Raw genomic sequence first — 22,520 nt, 5'->3', positions numbered from 1 at the left:
TCCCATGATCCAGCCTTTCATCCCCGACATCCCCGCCACCGGTCGCTTCACCCTGCCGACGGAAGCGGGCCAGGACGACCTGGTGCTCGAGCTCGCCACCCGCTGGGGCGCGGACACCATCCGCGATTCCGACGGCACCGAGCTGTCCCCGTCCCTCACCGCACTGGGCTTCGACATTTTCTCGACCGTCTGCCTCACCCGCGCCGATCAGGAGTTCGTCCGCGCTCACCCGGAGTTCCTGATCCGGAAGTTCCTCCGCTCCGATCCCGCCACCGCGGTTTCGGACACGCTGGTGCTGGTGCCGATGGCGGGATTCGACGCGCGCAAGTACCGGATCGACACCCTCAACGATCCCGCCACCTGGTGGGAGGTGCACGACCGCACCACCGGCGAAAAGGTCCCCGGCCCGCAGTGGTCGTTCGATCCCGCCGCCGGAACGGTGACGCTCCGGGACATCACGCCCTGGCACCAGTACACGGTGAACTTCCTGGTCCAGCAGATCTGGGATTCGACCTCGATGCACAACCATCTGACCAACGGCTGGACGTGCGATCCGATCATGAGCGTCGATCCGTGGCACCCCGCCTGTTACGATCACCTGATGCGGTGGTTCGACCGCTGGCTGGAGGAGCACCCGGCCACCACCGTGGTCCGCCTCACCACGCTGTGCTACCATTTCCCGATCGACAGCGGGGCCGATGGCAAGACCCGCTACTTCGATGGCCAGGGCTACGCCGACACCGTCAGCATTCCCGCCCTGCTCGATTTCGAGGCGAAGCACGGCTACCGCCCCACCAGCGAGGACTTCGTCGACGCGGGCTACTACCGGAACACCCACCGGGTGCCCACCGTCCGCCAGCGCCAGTGGATGGACCACATCCACGCGTTCATCGTCCGCTTCGGCCGCGATCTCACCGACCGCATCCACCGCGCGGGCAAGAAGGCCGCCATCTTCTGGGGAGACCACTGGATCGGCATGGAACCCTACCTGCCGGGCTTCCAGGAGATGGGCATCGACATCCACATCAACGCCTGCGAGGGCGGTGTGGTCGCCCGCCGGTGCGCGGAGGCCCCCGGCCCGCAGGTGAAGGAACTACGGTTCTACCCGTACCTGTTCCCGGACACCTTCAACGACCACGGCGGGCAACCGCTGCGGGATTCGCAACTGTTCTGGGCGAACGTCCGCCGCGGGCTGCTGCGCGGGCTGGTGGACCGGATCGGCTACGGCGGTTACCTCAGCCTCGCGGCCCGTTTCCCGGCCTTCGTCGACCACGTCGCGGACATCGCCCGGGAATTCCGCACCCTGCTGGAGGTCACCGGCGGCACGCGGTCGTGGCGGATTCCCGTGAAGGTCGCCATCCTCAATGCCTGGGGCGCGTGCCGGTCCTGGATTCCCATGGAGGGCCGCGACCAGAAATTCGCCGTCCCCTACAGCGACAACATGTTCCTGCTGGCCCGCAGTTACCTGCTGGAATGCCTGGCCGGACTGCCGGTGGACGTCGCCTTCCTGTCGTTCGACGATGTGCTCGCGCACGGCATTCCGGGCGACGTGGACGTCGTGATCAACGACGGCGACACCGGCACCGCGCAGTCCGGTGGCGACCACTGGTTGCAGCCCGCCATCGTCGCGGCGATCCGCCGTTTCGTCCACCAGGGCGGCGGCTTCATCGGCGTGCGCGAACCCTCCGCCTGCCTGGCGAACGGACGCGTGTTCCAGCTCGCGGACGTGCTCGGCGTCGATCAGGAAACCGGCCAGTCCCCGGGCCAGCGGCCCGTCGCCGAATGGAGCGCGGACCCCGGTCACTTCATCCTTGGCGGCGAACCGCTGGAGCTGGACTTCGGCACCGCCCAAAGCCACGTCGCGCCCGTGCTCCACGATACCCAGGTGCTCGCCACCGGCCCCGGCGGCCATGTCCTCGCCTCCGCCCGCGATTGCGGCCAGGGCCGCGCCGTCTATTTCGCCGGTCTCCCCGCCACCTTGGACAACTACCGCCTGCTGCTGCGCGCGCTGGTGTGGGCCGCCCACAAGGAGGATGCGCTCGAGCGCTGGCATTCCACCCACCCGCACACCGATTGCGCGTGGTATCCGGAAACCCGGCGGCTGGTGATCGTGAACAACTCCCCCTCCCCGCTCACCACCACCGTGCTGGACGGCGGCGGTCGTGGCACCTCGGTCGAGCTCGCTCCCTTCGGCAGCGTCTGGTTCTCGACCTGATCCGCCTTGCGCGGTTCCTCGGGATGTTCCCGCCGCTCCATTTCCCTCGGGAAAGGAAGCGGCGGGATTTTCCTCCTTACGTCCGGCGAAACCATGCCGGGCGGAAATTCCCCAATTCATCCGCAAGGAAAGACGTGGCCCGGGATGGAATGGCGGTCGGGAGCACCCCCACCGACCACCATCCCGCATGTTGCATGTACCCAGGAAGGAAGGGGCGGATCACGGTGGCATCGTCGTTTGCCGATCGCCTGCTCCACCCTTCCACATCCTGCCCGCGCCTTCTCCCATCCACTTCACAAAACACTGGTATCGGTTTGACCGGGCCACCCTTTGAAACCGGCTCCCCCTCTTCCCCCTCCGGCGCGGAATCGCCTCCACCATCCACCTCCAACGCGTCCCCGGAGGACATAAATCCGTATGTATTTTTCTGCAACTGCGGCAAAGCCGGAGAACCGCGCGCGGGCTACTGTCCAAGGACTGCATGCTCCGGCCACCGGCGGCAACCCGATCGGAGCGATCCCACCACCATCATGCAAATCCGCGAGATCCTCCTGCTCCACCACTCCCACACGGACGTCGGCTACACCCATCCCCAGCCCGCCTTTTGGGAGCTCCAGCGCCGCATCATCGACCAGGCCATCGATCTCTGCGAGGACACCGCGGATCAACCGGATGCCTCCGCCGTCCGCTGGACGTGTGAAACCACCTGGCCGGTGCTCCACTGGCTGAACCGCGCGCCATCGTCACAGATCGAGCGCTTCCGCGCGCTCGCGAAGGCGGGCCGCATCGCGGTGGGCGCGATGCCACTGCACCTCTCCCCGCTGGCCCACACCCCGCAGTTCGCCCATGGCTTGAAAGCGGTGCGCCTGCTCCGCGATGAGCTCGGAGTGCCGATCCGCTCCGCCATCAGCCACGATGTCAATGGAGTGCCGTGGCCGCTCACCAATCTCCTGCTGGACTCCGGCATCGATTCCTTCCTCATGGGCATCAATGTCCACAGCGGCGGTTTCCCCTACGAGCGCCCCCGCTGGATGAACTGGCACAGCCCGGACGGCCGCCCGCTGCTCACCTACAATGGGATGCACTACAACACCTTCGGCCGCGAAAGCCGCTATGCCGAAGGCTCGACGGTGATCATGCAGCAGGCGCTCGACACCTACATCGGCAAGCTGGAGGCCGCCGGCCATCCCACCGATTTCGTGATGCTCACCTCCACCCATCCGGTCTACAGCGACAACTATCCGCCGGATCCGTTGCTGGCGAAAATGATCGCCCGGTGGAACAGCGAGGGACGTTTCCCCGCCATCCGCTTCGTCACCCCGGAGAGCCTGGTGGAACACTTCCACGCCACTCCCGGCATCCAGGTCCCGGATGTGCATGGCGATTGGTCGGACTACTGGAACTTCGGCTCCGCCAGCTCCGCCACCGAGACCCGCGTGAACCGGAACACCGCGCGCCGCCTGCTCTCCGCCGGCATGCTCCGGACCTCCATCCCGAAATCGGACGACGTCACCGTCCGCTCGCTCGACGCGTGGCGGAACCTGATCCTCTTCGACGAGCACACCTGGGGCCCGGACCGCACGGTGCAATCGAGCCAGTCCGATCCGATCGACGAGCAGTGGATGCTCGATGCCGCCTACGCCTGGCGCGCCCGCTCACAGACCGGGCTGCTGGTCCGCGATTCCCTGGACCACCTCTCCGGGAATCCCACCAATCTCCCGGGACCAAAGTCCGTGCTCTGCTTCAATCCCTCCGCGCAGCCGCGCGAGTGCTTCGTCCGCATCCCGCACTCGTGGGCGGACGGAAGCTGGCGCCACTGCTCCAGCAATGTCGCCCGCCTCGAGGTCGACCAGTGCCTGTGGGATGATTCGAACTCCTATCTCGCCGGTCCGCTACAGCTCGCTCCGTGCAGCCTCACCCCGTTCCCGATCGAGACCCTCCCGCCCGCGCCCGCGGCTCCCAGCCTGCGGGCCACGGAAACCACAATCGAGACCAACTTCCACCGCCTCACCTTCGATCCGGAAACCGGCCACGTCACCAGCCTGTATGACAGGAAGCTCTGCCGTGAGTTCATCGATCCGGACGCGGAGTGGCCGTTCTTCGGCCTCGTCCACGAGCAGCCCGATCCGGATCACCATGACCTCACCACCGGCGAGCTGGGGCGGGATGCCTATTACCATAGCATCTGGGACCTGCTCCACGCCGATGTCGATTGCTGGCAATACGATTGGAAGGCGAAGCGCCGCGGCGCGGGTGCCTTGATCAGCCTGCACGTGGAGCAGCATCCGGACGGCATCTCGCTGGTGACCTGCCGCGAGGCTCCCGGCATCCGCCACGACAGCGGGGCCACCCGGCCTTCCAGCGGTTTCTTCGCCCACCTGCCGGGTGCGCTGATCCAGAGGATCAAGCTCAGCGCGCTGGCGCCGGTGGTGGAACTCACCGCCACCTTCACCAAGGACGAAAGCCGCTCGGCCGAGGCGATCTACTTCGCCTTCCCGCTCGATCTCCCGAAGTGGTCCGCCCACTACGATGCCGCCGGGGTGCCCACCCGCTGGGACACCGAGCAATTGGAAGGCTCGTGCAAGAACTGGGTCACCACCGGTTCCTGGGCCTGCGTTCACAATCCCACCGCCGGGGTCACCCTCTCCACCCCGGATGCGCCGCTGGTCCAGTTCGGCGACTTCGGCTTCGGCCGCCCGCAGGGATTCGCCCGCGATCGCGCCAAGCCCCTGCTGCTGAGCTGGGCGGTGAACAACTACTGGATGACGAACTTCCGCCCCAGCCAACCCGGGCCGATGCGCTTCCGCTACGAACTCCGCACCCACGGCGCCTTCGATCCGGTGCTCTCCTCCCACGCCGGTCTCCAGACCGCGAGCCCGGTAGAGGTCCATCCGGTGATGGCCGCCGCCCCACCGGCCCGCAGCTTCCTGCGGGTCGAGAATCCCGCGATCGTCCCGCTCCAGTTCGCCCCCTGTGACGATGGTTCCGGACACCTCATGCTGATCCTCCAGAACGTGACCGACCGGACCGCCGGCACCCACATCGAGTTACCACAGCAACTGGTCTGCCGGATCGTGGAATCGAACGCTCTGGGTGATATGGGCGAAGAAATCGGCAAGGCCGCCCTGTTCCACGTGTCCCTGGCACCGCGGGCCACGCGCATCCTCCGCATCCTCACCGATACCTCGCCCAAATCCAACGGCGCGCCCTCCCCGCTCCACCAGCTCTGGAAATACGCCGCCTGCTGACCTCTCGTTCCCACCTCCCGTGAACCGCACGCATCCGCTCCTCGCCAGCGCCCTGTTGGCCCTGCCGTCCGCCTCCGCGGGCGGCGCGCCCGCCTCCGACCTTTCCGCGCCCGTCGCGGAAGGACTTCACGATCCGATGGCCATGGCCGTGACCCCGGACCAGAAGCTCATCGTCATCGAGCGGGAGGGGCGCATCCTGCGGGTCCATCCGCTCACGGGAGGCACTTTCGAGATCGGACAGCTCGACGTTTCCACGCTGCACGCCAAAGACTCGAACAGCCCCTCCGCGCGCGAGGAGGGGCTGCTCGGCATCGCCCTCGATCCGAAGTTCGAGAAGAACCAGCGCCTCTACCTGCACTACAGCGTGCCGAGAACCCCGCGCAACCGCCTGTCCCGCTTCACGCTCAAGAACGGCGTCCTCGATCCCGCCAGCGAGCTGGTGATGCTGGAGATCCCCATCGAGCGGGACAAGAAGGTGTGCCACCTCGCGGGCTCGATGGCCTTCGGTCCGGATGGACTGCTCTACCTCGCCATCGGTGACAACACCAACCCGTTCGAAAGCGGCGGCTACGCGCCGCTCGACAACCGCCCGGGACGCGAGCACTTCGACGCCGAGCGCAGCGCGGGCAACACCAACGACCTCCGCGGCAAGATCCTCCGCATCCGCCCGACCGAGACCGGCTACGAGATTCCTCCCGGCAATCTCTTCCCGCCGGGCACGCCGAAAACCCGTCCCGAAATCTACGTGATGGGCTGCCGCAATCCCTTCCGCATCTCCATCGATCCCCGCAAGGGAACCCTCTACTGGGGCGAGGTGGGACCGGATGCGAATGGCGACGGCAACCGCGGCTCGCGCGGCTATGACGAGGTGAACCAGGCCCGCAAGGCCGGAAACTTCGGCTGGCCCTTCGTGATCGCGGACAACCGGACGTATCCGGTCATGGACTTCGCCACCGGCAAGCCCGGCGACATGACCGATGCCGCCGCACCGAAGAACCCCGGCGACCGGAACACCGGCCTCGCCACCCTGCCACCCGCCCAGCCCGCCTTCATCTGGTATCCCTACGCCGCCAGCCAGGAGTTCCCCGCCCTGGGCTCCGGCTCCCGCAATGCCATGGCCGGACCGGTGTTTTACTACGACTCCCATCGTAAATGGAACCTGCTCCCCGCGGAGGACGACCACACGCTGCTGAACTACGACTGGGCCCGTGGAAAGATCTGGAAGGCCCGCCTCAATCCGGACGAGTCCCTCAAGTCCGTGGAGCCCTTCGTCGAGAAGCTGGTGCATCCCATCGACCTCAAGCCCGCCGCCGATGGCACGCTGTGGGTGCTGGAATACGGCACCAATTGGTACTTCAACAAGGACGGACGCATCCGCGCCCTCCGTCCCGCCACCGGCAACCGTCCGCCGGAACTCACCGCCGCCGCAAACACTGACGGCACCTTCACCGCGCAGCCGCCCGTCGATCCCGATGGGGACAAGGTCGCGTTCCGCTGGTTCCTCACCACCGGCACCGATGAGAAGGACCTCGGCCAGGCCCTGACCGTTTCGGTCAAGCCCGGTGCCGGCACCGAACTCCGCGCCGTCGCCGTCGATGCGAAGGGTGCCCTCGCCGTGAAACGCTTCCCGCTGACCCACGAAAAGGCGCTGCCAGCCCTCGCCTTGGAACTCCCCGGCCAGCCAAAGTCGCTGAGCCCCTCGACGGCGCTCCGTTACAAGGTCACCGCCCCGGTCCCGTCCGAGGCGAAGGATGTTTCCGTGAAAGTCCGCTACATCCCGCCCACCGGCCATGATGCCGGTGGCCCGGACTTCAGCACCGCCATCCGGGAGCTGGTCACGAAGCGGTCCTGCCTCGCCTGCCACCAGGTCGACCAGGCCTCGGTCGGGCCGCGCTATCTCGATGTCGCCCTCCGCCTCCACTCCCGCCCCGATGCGGTGGACTACCTGAAAGGACGCGTCCTGAAAGGCAGCACCGGCGATTGGGGCGAGGTCCCGATGCCGCCGCAGGCGATCGGCGAGGACGAGGCGGACACCATCGTCCGCGCCATCCTCGGCCTGGCCGATGGCATGGCCGCGGTGAAGGGCAACCTGGAAGGCGAGATCACCCTGCCCGCCCTCACGCCGGATCTCCCGGCGGGAGGTGAGTGGGAGATCTCCGCGGAAGCGGGCGGCCATCTCCCGGCCAAGCTCCGCCTCCCCAGCCGCTGAGCGCGGTCTCCCGCCCTGGTTCCGCACGGGGCTCCTGCTTGATCCTCCGCTCCGCCATGGGAGCCATCCCTGTGCGGCGGCCGGAAGCCCGACCGCCGCACATCCTGCACCACAAACCGATGGTGCAGGGATGATGGCCTCATTTCACTCCCCGGCGACCCTCGCTTGGTGGGCTTTGGATCGACGGTCACCGGAGGCAGGCACCACCCTGCCATCCATCTCCCCCACGGTCTTCCACCGCCTTGCCGGAAGAACGATACCCGATTGACCGGCATCGCCTCCCTGACAACAGGATCCGGGGATGGCGCATGAACCGTCCGCTGTCACTTGCCGAGCTTCTCGGACTTCTCCATCACCCAGTGGGCGAGGGTGAAGCGGACGCCGGAATTGCCGTCCGCCGTCACGCGGACCTCCATCCTGGAGTCCCCCTTCGGCAGGTTGGCCCCGCCCTTGATGGGCAGGTCGGCGAGCTTCACGCGGTTGCCATCGGCCAGCATCGCTTCCTTTCCGCGGCAGAGAATGTACTGCCCCTTTTCGATCTTGCCGGTGCACCGGATCTCGCCGCCGCCGGGCAGGGTGATGACGCAGCCGTTCGCGGCTCCCTCCAGCTTCAGGGCGAATTGCAGGGCCTGCTCCGGGCCGGGGTTTGACAACGCCACCGGCTTCCCGCCGCTCCCGGCCTCCTCCGTCACCTTCGTTTCCTTCACGGTATACAGGGTGAAAGCGGTCCCGTTCTTCACGAGGTGGAACTTGGAGGCCGGATCACGCAGCGCTTCCTTCTGCGCCTTGCTGAAGAGCTGGCGCCCCCGTGCCTCCTGCCATGCATTGTAGGCCGTGAAGATCGGCTCACGCTCGCCGCAGCTTTCGAGCGCCTTCTGGTCGGTGCTCAGCGCGAAGGTGGCCTCCCAGCCGATGGCCTTCGCCATGAGGTTCTCGGCCTCGTAGAGCGACCAATCCGGGTGGAACTTCTGGATGCCGAAGGTGCCGGGGAACCAGCTCGCTGAAAACGCGTTGCCAATGTCCTTGCCCTCCGTGGCGCGGCGACCCGAGGCGGCGTTGAACATGTTGTTGCCGCCCCCCAGGTCGCAGACGTTCATGTATTCCCACGCTCCGGCGAAGACGTTCGAGCCGGTGACCCGCGGCCATTTCCCGGTCTTGGCGTGGTAGCCCTCGAACAAGCGGCGGTTGAAGACCTTGAAGGCGTAGTAGCCGTGGTTGGTATAGGACATCACCTCGTAGCCGTCGTAGTTGATGGTGTCCATGCCATTGCGGATCATGAGGTCCACGTAATCGTCCGCGTAGGAAAGCATGAGCTTCATGTCCGGGACGAAGCCGTTGTAGCAGTTCCGCTGGAGCTTCACGAGTTCGTCCCCCGCCTGGTGCTTCAGGGCCTTGGAGGCATGACCGCGCTTGACGCCGGTGAGAATCCAAGGCGCGGAGGAGCTGATCCCCGTGTACATCATCATCTCCCCGCCCACGCGGATGTAGTTCTTGCCGTCACCGTTCGTCGGCCAGTTCCCCATCTCGGCGAGGAACGAGGGCTCGGTGACCTCGATCTCGGTATCCGTGTCGGAAATGGCCTTGGCGAGCTTCGTGCGGCACACGGTCTGGAGGTTCTCGCTCGGCACGGGGGTCACCGAGTTCGATTTCCCGCCCTGGAGGAACATGCACAGCGTGTGCAGGCCGCCGTGGGTGAGCCCCTCCTTGTGGCACATCGCGGCGAACTCCTTGTAGGAGATGTTCTTGCCGCCGAGGTTCACCGTTCCGACCCAGGTGGTCGGCAGGGTGGAGTAGAACTCGCCGGTGTCCCGCGAGATGTCCCGGAACCCCATCGCCTTCGCGTAATCGATCGCCTTGTCCACCGGGCCGTTCCAGTAGAGCGTGGGACGCGCCGCGGCGGGATCGCGCACCCACTTGCCCTCGCGGTCGGTGATGTAGGGCAGCTTCTCCGCCTGGAAGATGGTGCGGAGCGTTTCAATGCCGAGGTCGTCCGGACAGGCGTAGAGCGCCACCGATGAGCCGATGTAATCCACGCCGGGAATCGGATCGCTCATCATGTGCTTCCGCTCGTGGATCTTGAATCCCGGCAACAGCGAGTAGTGGTGCACGTAGGAGCGGCGGCGGTCCCGCGAGTAGTAGGAGACCGAGGAACCGAAGGCGGGCTGCACCTTCGCGCCGCTGCCGAAGATCTGGTTGAAGTATTCCTCCGGGTGCGAATAGAAGGCCACGTCCCCCACCCCGTCGCCACCGATGTTGAACCACTGGCCTTCCTTGTAGGTTTCGGGCACCGGGTGGTTCACCGGATCGGCCGAGTGGATGTAGTAGCCCATCTCGTAGCAATCCCCCTCCTCGACCGCGCCGGTGATCGTGTTGTCATCCAGGCCGAACATCCCGATGGCGAAGTCGGGATCGCGGACCACGCCGATGATGTCGCCGATCCGACCCTTGATGGTCGTGTTGAGCGGCCCCCACACGATGTTGTCGATCTTCCCGCGGTTCGAAAGCGAGACGAGTTGGAAACGGAAGTAGCCGTCCTTCGCCTCGGCCTTGAGCGTCGCCACCACGTCGTTCGGGAACTTCAGCACGGCCTCCTGGCGGTCCGCCCGGAACACCGCGGACTGCGGTTGCAGCAGCTCCGTGTTCGGCTTGCCCTCCTCATGCAGGCTGAGCAGCGCGGAGGGATGGCCCGCCGGGCTGTATTCCTTTCCGGATGGCCGCGCGGTCAGCGAGGTCACGAACCCGCGATCATCGATTTTCAACCCGGCATGGCGGGTCTGGAGGACCTGTTCGCCGGGGCAACGGGGCATGAGCGACAAGGTCGCGAGTATCAGGATGGAAGCACGTGGGATCATGAAGGAAGGAAGCCGGTTCGAGCCCGGAGCCCGGACCGGCAAACCCATGCCCGCCCGGATCTCCGACACTACCCCTGTTACGAACGCACATCCATTCGCTTCGATACCCGCATCCGGAAATGCACATACCCACTTAACATCCCCGCGCGACCTCCTGAAACGTGGTCATCCGCCTTTCCCACGGGGAGAAAGGCGGATGACCGTCGTTCATTGCATTGTATCCAGGAAATCGGAAGCACGCGGGCCCTGGCTCATCCCGCCTGGCCCATCACGGCCCAATCCGTTCGGTGATGCCGTGGAGGCAGAGCTGGTTGGAACCCTGGAGATTGTAGAAGAACAGATAGGACCGGAACCGGTTGTCCACCGGCCAGCGGGTGCTCTGGGCGATGCGCCATGGATCGGACGCGCTCTTCCGGTCGTAGATCTGCACGGAGATCATGTTCTCCTTGAACCCGGGTGGGACGGTGAGCAGTTGGCTCGAGCCCTGCCGCACGGCGACCGGGTTGACTCCGTCCAGTTTGACGGCGACCTCCGTCGGGGCGGTGTTGAACAGCATGGTCGCACCCGGCTTGAAATCGGAGGCCACCAGATTGATGGCGCGCACGCCATACCCTGCCGACTCGGGAACGAAGATGGAGAGGACGAGCCACACCGGTCCGGGATGCGAGGGAACCATGTTCAATTTGAAGCTCTGGCTTTCTCCGTCGGCGGAGGCAGGAACTCGTCCACCGCGCGGAAGGTGGTGGTGCCGTCCGTGGTGGTGAAGAAGAACACGTAGCTTCGCTGGAGGTTGTCGATCGGCCAGCGGGTGGTGCTGATGACGCGGTTCTTGTCGCCTTCCTGCACTCCGAAGGCCACGTCGTAGTAGGTGTTGTTCACCGGGTTGGTCGGGCGGGCCTTGCGAGCTTCGCCGGGGCGCAGGCCGACCTTGGTGTCGCCCACCTTGCCGAGCACGGTTTGCGCCGAGCGGTTGATGAAGAACACGTCGCCGGACTTGAAATCGGGATCGTCGGTGCGCACCACCACCGGGGTGTAGCCGGAGGGCGGGGCCAGCACGAGGATCACGGCGAAGGACTTGCCATCCTCCGGCAGGGTCACCGGGCACAGGGGCGCGCCCTTGTCCGCGGTCTTCAGGGTGAAGGCGCGGGCGGACGCGGCCTGGGGCTCGGAGAGCTGGTTGACCGGCAGCGGGAAGGGCGTGGACTTGTTGTCCCCCACCTGCATGACCACGTCACCGAGGTTCGGCGGCACGCGTTCGGCCAGGAAACGGACCTGTGGACCTTCTTCCTTCTTGGAGGTGGCGGGAGCTTGGGCGGCGAGAGGCTGGGCGATCAACAGCAGGAATCCGAGCAGACGTTTGGTCATGACAAGAGTGGTCGGGGAGATCTCAGGCTTCACGGGAATCAATCCAGCGGAAGGAAACGATCTCGAAGCGGCGGCCGAAGCGCTGGTTGAGCGCGTTGATCTTGATGTAGTCCTTGTCGACGGCGTCGACCGGATCGACGAACTCGGGCGAGCGCTGGACGACGGCCTCGCACCAGGCGCGGGCGATCACCTTGCCATCGGCGTCGGTTCGGTCGCCGTAGGCGCGGATCACGAAGGAGTCCGAGCGGGCGGAGAGCACCGGGGCAATCGGGGTGAGGATGTCGGCCTGGCTGACCACACCCGGGGCACCGGTGGAGATCGGGCCATCCTCGGCCTTCGGGAAGGCAAAGCGGCCGCTGGCGGCGGAGGACACGGCACGGCTCTGGCGGTAGTCGCTGTTGATGGTGTTCGAGCCGAAGTCCAGCGCGCTCTGGATCGCACCGCTGCGGGCGAGCTCTTCATTGGATCCCACGCGGCGGTTCACGAAGTCGGCCAGCGAGAGGAACGGGCCGCGCTTGCGGACTTCGCGGACGATGTCGCGGGCGAGCGCCTCGATCTGTTCGTCGGTGAGCGTGCGGCGACCGGACCATTGGTCGGGGGCCTGGACGTCGGCGGAGGGCTGGATGACCATGTCCTGCGGCACGCGCAGGCCACCCACCAGAGTGGTGCCGCTTTCGGTCTTGAGGGATTCCTTGCCGCTGGCGTCGGCCACGACGCCCGGGCGGTCACGCAGGGCGCCGAGCAGGCTCTTCCAAGCCTCCACGGAGGTGGAGTTCACGTTGAACATGCCATCCACGCGGATCAGGCTGGCGATGGCGACGCTGGCCTCGATGGTGGGCGTGGTGCCGGGGAAGTAGGTGGAGGCGAGCTGGGTGGCCTGCTGGCCGCGGAGCTCCGCCTTGTAGGCCGCCACCGGCAGCGGGGTGGTGCCGGTGAAGAACTCCTGGGCGACCTGCTTCTGGGTGCGGCTGCGGGTGTAGCCCTCGGTGGTCTGGGGTGCGATGCCGGAGCAGAACCAGGAATCCCACAGCATCTCGTTGGCGAGGTAGGAGTGGTCGGCCAGCGGGCGACCGCCGGAGAGGGCACCTTCGGTCTTGCCGGCCGGGAGCACCGGGCAGGCGGCGGAGTTGCCGATCGCGTGGGCGATCTGCGGCAGCAGCGGCTCGCGGGCGTTGAGGGTGGCGTATCCGTAGCGCGGCTTGAGGACATCGAAGCCGTTCGCGAAGGAGTGCTGGAAGGCGGCGAGCGAGACGAGCGGTTCGCGCGGGATCGAGTGGGTGATCACGGTGCTGCAACCGCTGGCGGCATCGAATCCCCCACCAAAGTATGCATTGCCGGTGGTGCTGACTTCGAGCTTGGTGTTCTTCCAGCTCAGCAGCGGTTCAACGGTGTATTCGTAGGGCAGCAGGTCGCGCTCCTTGTCGCTGAGGTCGTAGAAGTCGACATGCTGGGCCTTCGGGTTGAAGCGGGCGAGGCTGCGGGTGCCGCGGTCGCCACCTTTTTCGGTCTTCGCGTTGAAAGAGAAGAGAACGAAGGGCTGCTTCTGGGCTTCAAGAGCACTGGCGGACAGGCTGCGGGTCTCCGAGGCTCCGGAGATGGGCCGGAAAATGCCACTGAGGCGGGGCATGTTCGCGTAGAGGCGGTCGGCCACATTGGCCATGTCCTTGGTGCTGGGGTCGTTGACCAGACGGGTCGGGGCAGAGGCCTTGAGGCGGCGGTCGCCGAAGTCCCAGTCGATGGCCATGTTGCCGTAGCCGAGGCTGATGGAGGAGGCTCCGCGGTCCTCGCCGACGAACACCTCGTGGTGGGTCAGCGAGAAGTGCCGGGTCTGGGCATAACCATTGGAGTTCACGGTGTGGCCACTCTGCGGGGTGGCCCCGGCGGTGAACTCGTTCGGCTGGAGCGAATAGGTGATCGAGTCGGTGGCGGCGAGATCGATCGTCTGGCCGGCGCGGTTGCGGACCGGCATGTAGACGCCGCCGCCGTAGTTGAAGCCCTTGTTGGCATCGAGCTTGTGGACGCCGCCGGTAATGGCGGCACGGGCGATGGCCGCGCCGACCTGGGACATCTTCACGACTTCGCCGGGCTTCAGCACGATCTGCTGCAGAACGCCCATGCGCATGCTGAGGAAGTTCGAGTCACCATCGGAAGTAGCGGTGGCATCGTAGAGGCACGCGGCCAGCGGGCAATTCAAGGTGGTGCCGCTCTTGGTGATCACCATGTCGTAGGGGATCTGCCAGTACTTCACGGTCAGGAAATTCGTGGCGGGGAGCACCACCGGCATGTCCAGCGGGTTCCAGAGGGTGACGATCGGATCCGCGTAAAGATAAAGGCGGTTCACCGTGGCCCCACTGACCGTGACCGGCAGGGTCTTGAACGACAGTGCCATCTGGTAGCTGACGAAGACCGGCTGCTTCAGGAAGAAGTTCTCGTCCGCGGCGCACTCGGTGGGGTTGGCTCCAATCTGGAGATAGGGAGTGCCGGAGGGCATCGAGCCGCCGGTGGTGTAGGTGAAGGTGCCACCGCGCTTCACATCCTTGTAGAGGTTGTAGTAGCTCCAGAGCTCCTGGAGGTTGATGCCGGTCTCGCCGCCGACCTGATAGAGGGCGGTGCCGGTGGAGTCGGGCTTTTGTGCGGAGGCACGCTCCAGTTCCATCGAGAGGTCCAGGCGGAAACCGCCGGCGCGGACATCGGTGAGCAGGCCTCGGTTCTGAGTGGTGAAATCGTGGTAGAGGCCGCGGACGTTCTCCGGTTTGTCTGCGATGAGCGCGCTGCTCTGCCAGGTCGGCAGGCGGCCGAGCTTCGGATCGGTGGCGGCGACGTTGGCGAAGGGCTTGGTGATGCCGGTGCCGGCGTTCTTCAGAGCGTAGGCCGGGGCGGCCTGCTGACCGGCGCGGACTTCGGCAAGGGCGGTGGGAACCTTGGCGGCAGGAGCCACCTGGGCCTTGGTACCCAGATCGCTGACCCACCAGCCGAGGCGGTCGTTGCCTTTGCCAGCGGAGGTGTCCTTGCGGGTGATCAGCGGCACGCGCACGGGCTGGCCGGTAGTGCCCACCGTGTTGGCGGTGGCGATTTCGATCGACTCACCGGTCACGGGGGACACGGCGAAGTCGGGATCGGAGAGCTGTTCCGGATTACCCGAAACCAGCCATTGCAGGAACCCCGGAGCGGGACGGGGATTACCGGGGGTGCCGGAGCCCCAGGACTTGTACGCGCGCACCCAATTGCGCTGGGCGGCCGGCACCTTCGATTCATCCGCGGAATCGCCTTGGATCTGGTCGGCGGTGGTGCTGATGCGGGTGTCCGGGCCGAGATTCTTCTGGAGATCGCCGATGGCCATGATCAGGGCCATGCGGGCATTGGCGCGGGCCACCTGCATCGCCTCGCCGCGGGTGGACGTGCGGAGCGTGATACTGGAAAGGGACAACAGCCCCAGCGCGATGGTGGAAAGCAGCACCATCATCAGCAGCGTGATGACGAGCGAGAATCCAGATCGGTGGGAACCGGTCCGGGAGAATTTCGGGAATTTCATTTCGAAATGGAGGCACCAACGGCCATCTTACGGTTGATACATGAAAACTGAACTGACCAAACAAAGCTGTAACCCGCGGGAGAAATGCATGATGGCCCTCTGCAAGACATAAGCCGTACCTCCGCGGTTTTAGCGGACTATTTCATGAAATTTCCCCCGGGCGTCCCGGAACCATCTGCCGCGGCGGGCACGATTACCTGAGGGACATCCTGACTTGCTTCCGAAACGCCGACGGGGTCACTCCGGTGACTTTGAGAAACCGCCGGTTGAAGTTCGAGAGGTTGTTATACCCGGCCTCGAAGGCGGATTCGGTGATCGATTGGCCACCCCGGGCGATCGCGGCGCAGACTTTCGCCACCCGGATCTCGTTCAGGTAGTGCTTGAAGGAGCAGCCGGTCTGCGCCTTGAACCACCGGCAGAACGAACTCGGATTCATCCTCACCCGGTCGGCGGCTTCCTGTTGGGTGATATCCTCCTTCAAGTTGGCCGCCACCCACGCCAGCAGGTCATCCAGGAGGCGATTCTGCCGTCCCCCGGTTCGTGTTTCCACCGCGTTCAGAGGAAAGCACTCGAGGGTGGTCATTTGAGAAAAGATGCCGAGCAACTTGGACAGCGACGCCAGCGTGGCCGAATCGGTTGCCGACAGCTCTTCCATCCCCCGCCCGATTTTCTCCACCTCACGCCCGGCGAAGCGCGCGCCTCCCGCCGCCCGCCCACAGAGCATGCGGAATGCCTGGACCTCCGGGATCTCCCAAAAGGCATCCCCCCAAGCCTGGGGCAAGAAGTGCAGCACCGTGCACCGGAGGGGCTTCCCGCCGTGCCAATGCCAGGCGTGCGGGAGATCCCCCGGGATGATCACCAGATCCCCCGTGGAGAATTTTTCCACGGAACTTCCAATGCATCTGACGCCGGAGCCACTCTGGACGAACACCAGCTCCCATTCCCGGTGGTAGTGCCATTCGGACCATCGACCGGACGCACGGTGCCCCTGGGCGGTGAAACTCCGGACCAGCGTGCCGGGATTCACCTCATGAACTGGAGATCGCCCCGCGGAAAGCATGTCTGAAACCTCATGCGAATCGCCACGCGGGCAATTCGAAGAGAGCACCGGATCGCCGCCGGACTCCCGGGAAACCGAGGGCGTATAGGATCTCAAAACTGTATTTATCATGGCTATCGTGGGAACTCCACTGCTTGAACCCATGGCCGGGCCATGAATGGACCGGCGGAAACCGGAAAACCCGGCCTGGGATCCTGCTGTTTCGTGAAATACATGACCGGATCGAACCCTAGGACCTTCAGCAAAGCATGGGCGGCCAGGGTCGGGTTTTTCCCCCGACCGCCCGTTCTTTGCATACTACCCGGAGAACGGATCAGGAATTCACCCGAAGGTTCCGGGACCAGTGGAGAGGGTTCCTTACGACACGGATGCCAGGTCCCGCGCTCACAAGTTCACCTTCAGGCGGGCGAAAGCACCGTTACCGACGAAGAAGGTCTTCGGAATGGCGACCGTGACATCATCGGCGGCACTGCCATTCTCCACGACCGTCACGCTCAATCCATTGCCATCCGGACCGCTGTCCGTGGCGGGGATCGGAATACCGGTCCAGTCGTGCAAATTGTCGCAGAACTCCACGCTCTGGGACGTCGCGAGGGATTCCGCCACGTCATCCCGCTTGAAGGTGAAGAGGTAGTGGGTCGGGGTTGCGGACATCGTCGGAAGGCTCCGTGACGCATTCGCGAGCGGATTGGTCCCGAGATAGAACTCCATGGCGTTGTTCACACCATCGCCATCCGGATCCTGGGTCCGGCCGTTGTTCCCGGCGGTGAGCCCCTGCGCCGAGGCCCAGGCCTCGTAGCCGACCAGCGGGATCTCCAGCGTCACGGCCTTGTTGTCCGCGTAACGGATCTTGAAGCTGTTCGAGCCGAGCGTCACCATGCTGCCTTCGGCCATACCCGCGAAGGTCCCCGTCAGGGTTCCGGTGTAGGTCAGCACCGTCAGCTTTGTTCCGGCGGCCAGCGCGACCGGTGTCGCGGCGATGTCCACCAGCGACAGATTGCCCGCGAGCGAGACATTGCCGGTGACATTCACCACGTCCGCGCCCGGTGTGCCGGACGAGCGGATCTCCGCGACGAGCGTGCCGCCCGCAAGCAGGCCCAGGTCACCGGAGCCCAGGGACTCGATGCCTCCGGCTCCCGGAGCGAGCGTGCCGCCGGACTCCACCGTGACGCTGCCGGTGACCGCGCCCGTTCCACCGAAGGTTCCGCCGGTCTTCACCGTGACCGCCCCGGTGCCGGTGGCGGAGCCGCTGGCGTTGTTGGCGAGCAAGGCACCCGCGCTCACCGTGGTGGCACCGGTGTAGGTGTTCACCCCCGTCAGGGTGGTGGTGCCGGTGCCAACCTGCTTCACCTGCCCGGTTCCGGAGATGATGTTGGAGAAGCTGCCGGCCGCGTCGGAGCGGTTGAAGGACACGATCGCATTGTTCGTCACGGTCAGGCTGCTGAGCGTGCCGGTCGCGCCGCCGTTGCCAACCATGAGCGTGGTGCCGGTGCCCGTCACCGTGAGATACTTGGTGGCGCTGCCGGTGATCGTGTTGGTGCCGGAGAAGGCCACCGTGCCACCGCCCGTGATGGTCCACAAGCCGGTGGCCGCGTCACCGGCCGCCGAGTTCTTGATCACCCCCTGGATGTCGAGATCGATGCCGGAGGGCGTCGTGCCCGGTGCGATGGTGAAGGTGGTGTTGCCCTGGCGCATCGGGGAAATCGCCGTGCCGCTGATGACCGAGGTTGTGGACGAGGCGAATGTTTTCAACGCCGAAGCTCCGGCGAAGAAATCGATGTTCGAACCCGCGATGCCGGTGATGCTCGCGCCGGTCATGTTGACCGTGGCGCTGCCCAGCGTCTGGTTGCTGGTCGAGTTCACGTCGAGATTGCCGCCCACCAGGTTGATCGTGCTGAGGCGGGTCGTCGCATCGGAGCCGGTCGCATCCCCGGTGCTCAGCCGCAAGGTCGCGCCGGCGTTCACGGTGGCCGTGCCGCGGATGGTGCCGTTGGCACCGCCGCCGCCGGTGAGATCCAGGATGCCCTGGCTGACGGTGGTGCCGCCGGTGTAGCTGCTCTGGACACCGAGCGTGAGCGTGGCCGACCCGGTCTTGGTCAGCGCGCCCGAACCGGAGATGGCACCGGAGAGAGTCTGCGCGGTGGACGAGTCGTGATTGAACGTGGCCCCCGAGGCGATGGAGATCGTGCCGGGATAGGCACCGGAATTCAGCGAGCCCGCCCCACCGATAGACAACGTGCCGCCATTGACCGCGGTCGCGCCGGTGTAGGTGTTCGCGGCGGTGAGCGTGAGGATTCCGGTGCCATACTTGGTGAGCCCGAGGGTATCGGTCACCGTGCCGACGTGGTTCGCGATGGCGCTGTTGTAGGTGAAAGTGCCGCCCGCGTTGGTGGTGTCGAGGCCGAGGATCGAGCCGCTCTTGAAGCCCTGGGTGGCCGTGACCGCGCCCACGTTCGTGAGGCCTTGGAGGGTATCGATGTCCGCCGAGGTGAACTCACCGCTACCACCGACATTGAAGACGGCGACCGCTCCGGAGGCCACGGTCAGGTTGGCCGCCGTCCACGAGGCCGTGGTGCTGTTGTAAAGCGAGGCCCGCTTGGCGAGTTGCAGCGCACCGCCGTTGATGGTGGTGGTGCCGGTGTAGGTGTTGGTTCCGGCGAAAATGACCTTGCTCCCGCCGTTGCCCGTGAGTTTGTCAATCGTGACCGGCCCGCTGCCGGAGACGCCCCCGTTGATCACGAGGTTCTTCGTGTCCCACTGGCTTTTGAAGGTGCCGCCGGAGGCACCGATCACGATGTTGCCGCTCAGGTTGTTCAGCCCGTCCTGGCTGAGCAGCGTGCCGCCGTTGAGCGTGATGTTGTTCGCGAAGGTCGTTCCCGTGGTATTGGTGTTCACCCAGAACTGGAGCGTGGCGCCGGTATTGACGGTGGCCGTGCCAGTGCCCAGCGCGGTCGCGCCGAGATTGCTGGTGTTGTTACCCGCGGAGAGAACGCCGCCGTTGACGGTGACTCCTCCGGTATAGGTGTTCGCGCCGGTGAGCGTGACATTGCCGACCGTCTGCAACGCCACGGCACCGGTGCCGTTGTTGGTGATTGGGGAAGTGACGAGGATGAGGTTCGTGCTGCCGTTGTGAATGTCGATGGTTCCCGCGGTGTTGTCCGCGCCACCGGCCGTGAGCGTTCCGCTCTGGAGGGTCAGCGCCGAGGCACCAGCTCCGGAGAAAATACGGCCGTTCGCATCGAGACGCAGCATATTGGTCCCGAGATCGACGACCGTGGTGCCACCCGTGGCGGTCTGGAAGAGGGTCGCGATGTCGGTGGTGGCAGCACCCAGTGTGATGTTTGTAGAAGCTCCTCCCAAGCCTTCGATGATTCGAACGATGGAGCCCGCGCTGTTGGTGATGGTCTTCGTGCCCGTCGCGCGATTGACATCCGCATAGGTGACGCTGGCGGCAACGATGTTGCCCAATCCACCGCCGAGCGTGCCATCGTTCATGGCAAGCTGGTTGCCTGCGAGGGTGACATTGTCGAGGTAGCCCGCGGCATTGTTCGGCACCGTGGTGGTGGCAAGTCCGGTGGCCGTGACATTCAGCACGCCGTTGTTGGTGTAGCTGCCGAGGGCCAGCACGGCGGAATTGAACCCGCTCCGCGTGATGCTCACATTGCCATTGATCGTGACGGGCCCCACTGCTTCCACATGAGTACCGAGCACGCCAGCCATCTGGAGCGTGCCGCCGTTCAGGATCAGGGGCCCGCTGTCGGAGAGCTTGGAACTGTCCTGCGTGTTGTAATCCAGCGCCAGCGTGCCGGAGTTGAGGATCGTGCCCCCGGTGTAGGTGTTCGTCCCCGAGAGCGTCTGCGTCCCGGTGCCGGTCTTGGCGAGTGCGACGGTGCCAGCGCCGTTCTCCACCACCCCCGCGAAGGTGGCGGTCGCGTTGGATTCGCCCACCGTCCAAACGACGCTCGTGGCAGCGGCCGAGTTGGTCAGCACGCCGCCCGCGACGCCGTTGAAATTGCTGGTGTTTTCCGAGTGGCCGTTGAGGTCGAGCGTCCCGGCCAGCCCGTTCACCCCGTAGTTGGTGCCCGCACTGCCGCCATAGATCTGATCGCCGCCGGTGCCGGTGAGTTTGACGGTCGTGCCGACGGCCACGCTGTTGATCCCCGCCACCGCGCGGCTGGTGGTGCCGCTCTTGGCAAGCTCGAGGTTGCCTGCGGATACAGCGATGTAGAGGCTTGAATTGTCCGCGGAGCCGCCGAAGACGAGCGTGCCCGCGCCGGTCTTCGTCATCACGAAGCTACCACCGACCGCGTTGAGCGTGTTCGCGATGGTCAGCGTGGTCGCCGCGCTTGTCACCTCCAGGGTGCTGGCCGCCGTGGCGGTGAAGGAGTGGTCGGTCGAAACGGTCCCCCCGGTGTAGATCAAGGTGCCACCGCCGAAGACCAGATTGGCGGCTGCATTGGTGGCCGCACCGATGTTGCTCGCCACACCGCTGTTGGCCAGGGTGCCCACGCTCAAGGTGCCACCGGTGTTCACCCGGGTCACACCGGTGTAGCTGTTGTTTCCGGAAAGCACCAAGGTGCCCGCGTTCACGGTCATCGAGCCGCCCGCCGTGCTGAGATCGCCGACGAGCGTCCATGCCCCCGCGCCGGACTTGGTGATGTTCATCAGCCCGCCGAGGGCGGTGATGCCTCCATCGAGCTGGCCGTTGCCGGTGCCGCCGAATCCCAGGCCTTTGGCACCGGAGCCGGTGGTCGTGGTGGGAGTGGTGAACCGGAGCAGACCCGCGCCGTTGTTGTTCACCGTCGCGCCGCCGGTGGTGCCGGAGAAATTCAAGAGGCGGTCAATCGTCTCCCCCGCTCCGGTGTAGGTCAGGATGCCCTGCGATCCACCGCCACCCAGGTTGATGGTGCCGTTGGTGCCGAGGTTCCCGCTGACACCGGTATTGCCGATGGTGGAAACGGACACGGTCCCGTTGGCGATGGTCGTCACCCCCGTGTAGGTATTGGTGCCGCCGAGGATGATGGTGCCCCCCTGGCTGCCGGTGCCGAAGGTCAGGCTGGACGGGGTCGTCTCCGAGATCGTGTTGGAAAGAGTACCCGTGCCCGATGCCCCGATGGCGGCATTGCCCGTGAGGGTCACCGTGCCGCTGACGGTGGTGCTCACAGCGCTGTTTGCCAGACGCAGGGCGGACTCATACCCGGACTCCCCATAGCCCGTGCCCACGATGGTGAAGTTCTGGGGGAACGTCCCACCGTTCCACATGCCAAGTTGTCCGCCGGATTGAACGACCACGGCGGAAGCGCTGCCGAGCGAGGTCTGGGTGTTGGTGGAAATCCGGCCCCGCTCGATCCGAACGGTTCCGGTGAACCCGGCCGGCAGCGCGGCCTGTCCCCAATCGTTGGTCGTCCCGCTATTGGCACGGTTGGTCATCACGGACAACACGCCGGCTCCCTGGATGTTTGCCCACGCCGGAGCCGTGGTGTCGGCGGTCCGGAAGTAGCGGAGGATGCCGGACGCGCCGATCGTATAGGCACCGTTCATCGTCCCGTTGGTGCTGCCATCGCCGATCTGCAGGGTGCCGGCGTTGATGGCGGTGCCACCGGTGTAGATGTTCGCCCCGGTCAGAACGAGCGAGTCATTGCCCGCCTTGATCAATCCCGCGGAGCCGGTGAGGATCGAGCTGATCGTGGCAGTGGTGTCGGCGGTGATCGTCGGCGAACCGCTGGGAACCGAGAGGATGAGTGCGTTTCCACTGACGCTCCAGGCGCTGCCCGCGCCGCCGTTGTCGGAGAAGGCGATGTTGCCGATGGTGCGGTTCACTCCGCCGAGGGACACCGCCGTGGCCGCGCTGATGTCGCTGGTGAAATAGGCGGTGGACCCGGAGCCGTCCGCAATGGTGCCGCCGGACCAACTGAAGGCATCGGTCCAGTTGCCGGAAGTGGCCGTGGCGATCCAGGTGCCGTCGGCGGCATGGGCCCGGAGAAGCGTGGCTCCGAAGAAGACGGAGAGCTGAAGGAAACGGTAGGTCTTTTTCATGGG

9 protein-coding genes are annotated in these 22,520 nt (G+C 65.6%); 3 read left to right on the top strand and 6 right to left on the bottom strand.

Annotated elements, in window-relative coordinates; all coding sequences use genetic code 11:
• Nucleotides 1–4: 4 nt before the first annotated feature.
• The 3 genes from gnpA (at nucleotide 5) to llg_RS13800 (ending at nucleotide 7,672) form a co-directional block, all read left to right on the top strand.
• A complete protein-coding gene (gene gnpA / locus llg_RS13810; RefSeq protein WP_338285259.1) occupies nucleotides 5–2,215 on the top strand; it encodes a 1,3-beta-galactosyl-N-acetylhexosamine phosphorylase in 2,211 nt (736 codons plus the stop codon).
• Nucleotides 2,216–2,745: 530 nt separating this feature from the next.
• A complete protein-coding gene (locus llg_RS13805) occupies nucleotides 2,746–5,463 on the top strand; it encodes a hypothetical protein (RefSeq protein WP_338285258.1) in 2,718 nt (905 codons plus the stop codon).
• Nucleotides 5,464–5,482: 19 nt separating this feature from the next.
• Entirely contained in the window at nucleotides 5,483–7,672 is a 2,190-nt protein-coding gene (locus tag llg_RS13800) for a PQQ-dependent sugar dehydrogenase (protein WP_338285257.1), read from the top strand.
• A gap of 323 nt (nucleotides 7,673–7,995) precedes the next feature.
• On the opposite strand, the gene llg_RS13795 is transcribed toward llg_RS13800, so the two are convergent.
• From llg_RS13795 to llg_RS13770, 6 genes are all read right to left on the bottom strand, one after another.
• Nucleotides 7,996–10,524, bottom strand: coding sequence for a hypothetical protein (locus tag llg_RS13795; protein ID WP_338285256.1), 2,529 nt, complete (start codon nucleotides 10,522–10,524; stop codon nucleotides 7,996–7,998).
• A gap of 268 nt (nucleotides 10,525–10,792) precedes the next feature.
• On the bottom strand, nucleotides 10,793–11,200 hold the full coding sequence (locus llg_RS13790) for a hypothetical protein (RefSeq protein ID WP_338285255.1): 408 nt from the start codon (nucleotides 11,198–11,200) through the stop codon (nucleotides 10,793–10,795).
• Nucleotides 11,201–11,202: 2 nt separating this feature from the next.
• Nucleotides 11,203–11,889, bottom strand: coding sequence for a hypothetical protein (locus llg_RS13785; protein ID WP_338285254.1), 687 nt, complete (start codon nucleotides 11,887–11,889; stop codon nucleotides 11,203–11,205).
• A 22-nt stretch (nucleotides 11,890–11,911) separates the two neighbouring features.
• Nucleotides 11,912–15,421, bottom strand: a complete 3,510-nt coding sequence (locus tag llg_RS13780) for a hypothetical protein (RefSeq protein WP_338285253.1) — start codon at nucleotides 15,419–15,421, stop codon at nucleotides 11,912–11,914.
• 193 nt (nucleotides 15,422–15,614) lie between these two features.
• A complete protein-coding gene (locus llg_RS13775) occupies nucleotides 15,615–16,481 on the bottom strand; it encodes an AraC family transcriptional regulator (RefSeq protein WP_338290184.1) in 867 nt (288 codons plus the stop codon).
• Nucleotides 16,482–16,865: 384 nt separating this feature from the next.
• Nucleotides 16,866–22,517 carry an autotransporter-associated beta strand repeat-containing protein gene (locus llg_RS13770; RefSeq protein WP_338285252.1) on the bottom strand — a complete coding sequence of 1,884 codons (5,652 nt, stop codon included), beginning with the start codon at nucleotides 22,515–22,517 and terminating at the stop codon, nucleotides 16,866–16,868.
• Between the last annotated feature and the right edge of the window lie 3 nt (nucleotides 22,518–22,520).

Source organism: Luteolibacter sp. LG18, from assembly GCF_036322585.1.
Classification (GTDB): Bacteria; Verrucomicrobiota; Verrucomicrobiia; order Verrucomicrobiales; family Akkermansiaceae; genus Luteolibacter.
The sequence above is the reverse complement of the archived record's forward strand: the minus strand, read 5'-3'. Positions and strand labels throughout refer to the sequence as shown.

Excerpts from the sequence above, each read along its gene's own strand:
- llg_RS13785 (WP_338285254.1), bottom strand. The coding sequence starts at position 11,889 with ATGACCAAACGTCTGCTCGGATTCCTGCTGTTGATCGCCCAGCCTCTC.
- llg_RS13780 (WP_338285253.1), bottom strand. The coding sequence starts at position 15,421 with ATGAAATTCCCGAAATTCTCCCGGACCGGTTCCCACCGATCTGGATTC.
- llg_RS13775 (WP_338290184.1), bottom strand. The coding sequence starts at position 16,481 with ATGCTTTCCGCGGGGCGATCTCCAGTTCATGAGGTGAATCCCGGCACG.
- llg_RS13790 (WP_338285255.1), bottom strand. The coding sequence starts at position 11,200 with ATGGTTCCCTCGCATCCCGGACCGGTGTGGCTCGTCCTCTCCATCTTC.
- llg_RS13770 (WP_338285252.1), bottom strand. The coding sequence starts at position 22,517 with ATGAAAAAGACCTACCGTTTCCTTCAGCTCTCCGTCTTCTTCGGAGCC.
- llg_RS13805 (WP_338285258.1), top strand. The coding sequence starts at position 2,746 with ATGCAAATCCGCGAGATCCTCCTGCTCCACCACTCCCACACGGACGTC.
- gnpA (WP_338285259.1), top strand. The coding sequence starts at position 5 with ATGATCCAGCCTTTCATCCCCGACATCCCCGCCACCGGTCGCTTCACC.
- llg_RS13795 (WP_338285256.1), bottom strand. The coding sequence starts at position 10,524 with ATGATCCCACGTGCTTCCATCCTGATACTCGCGACCTTGTCGCTCATG.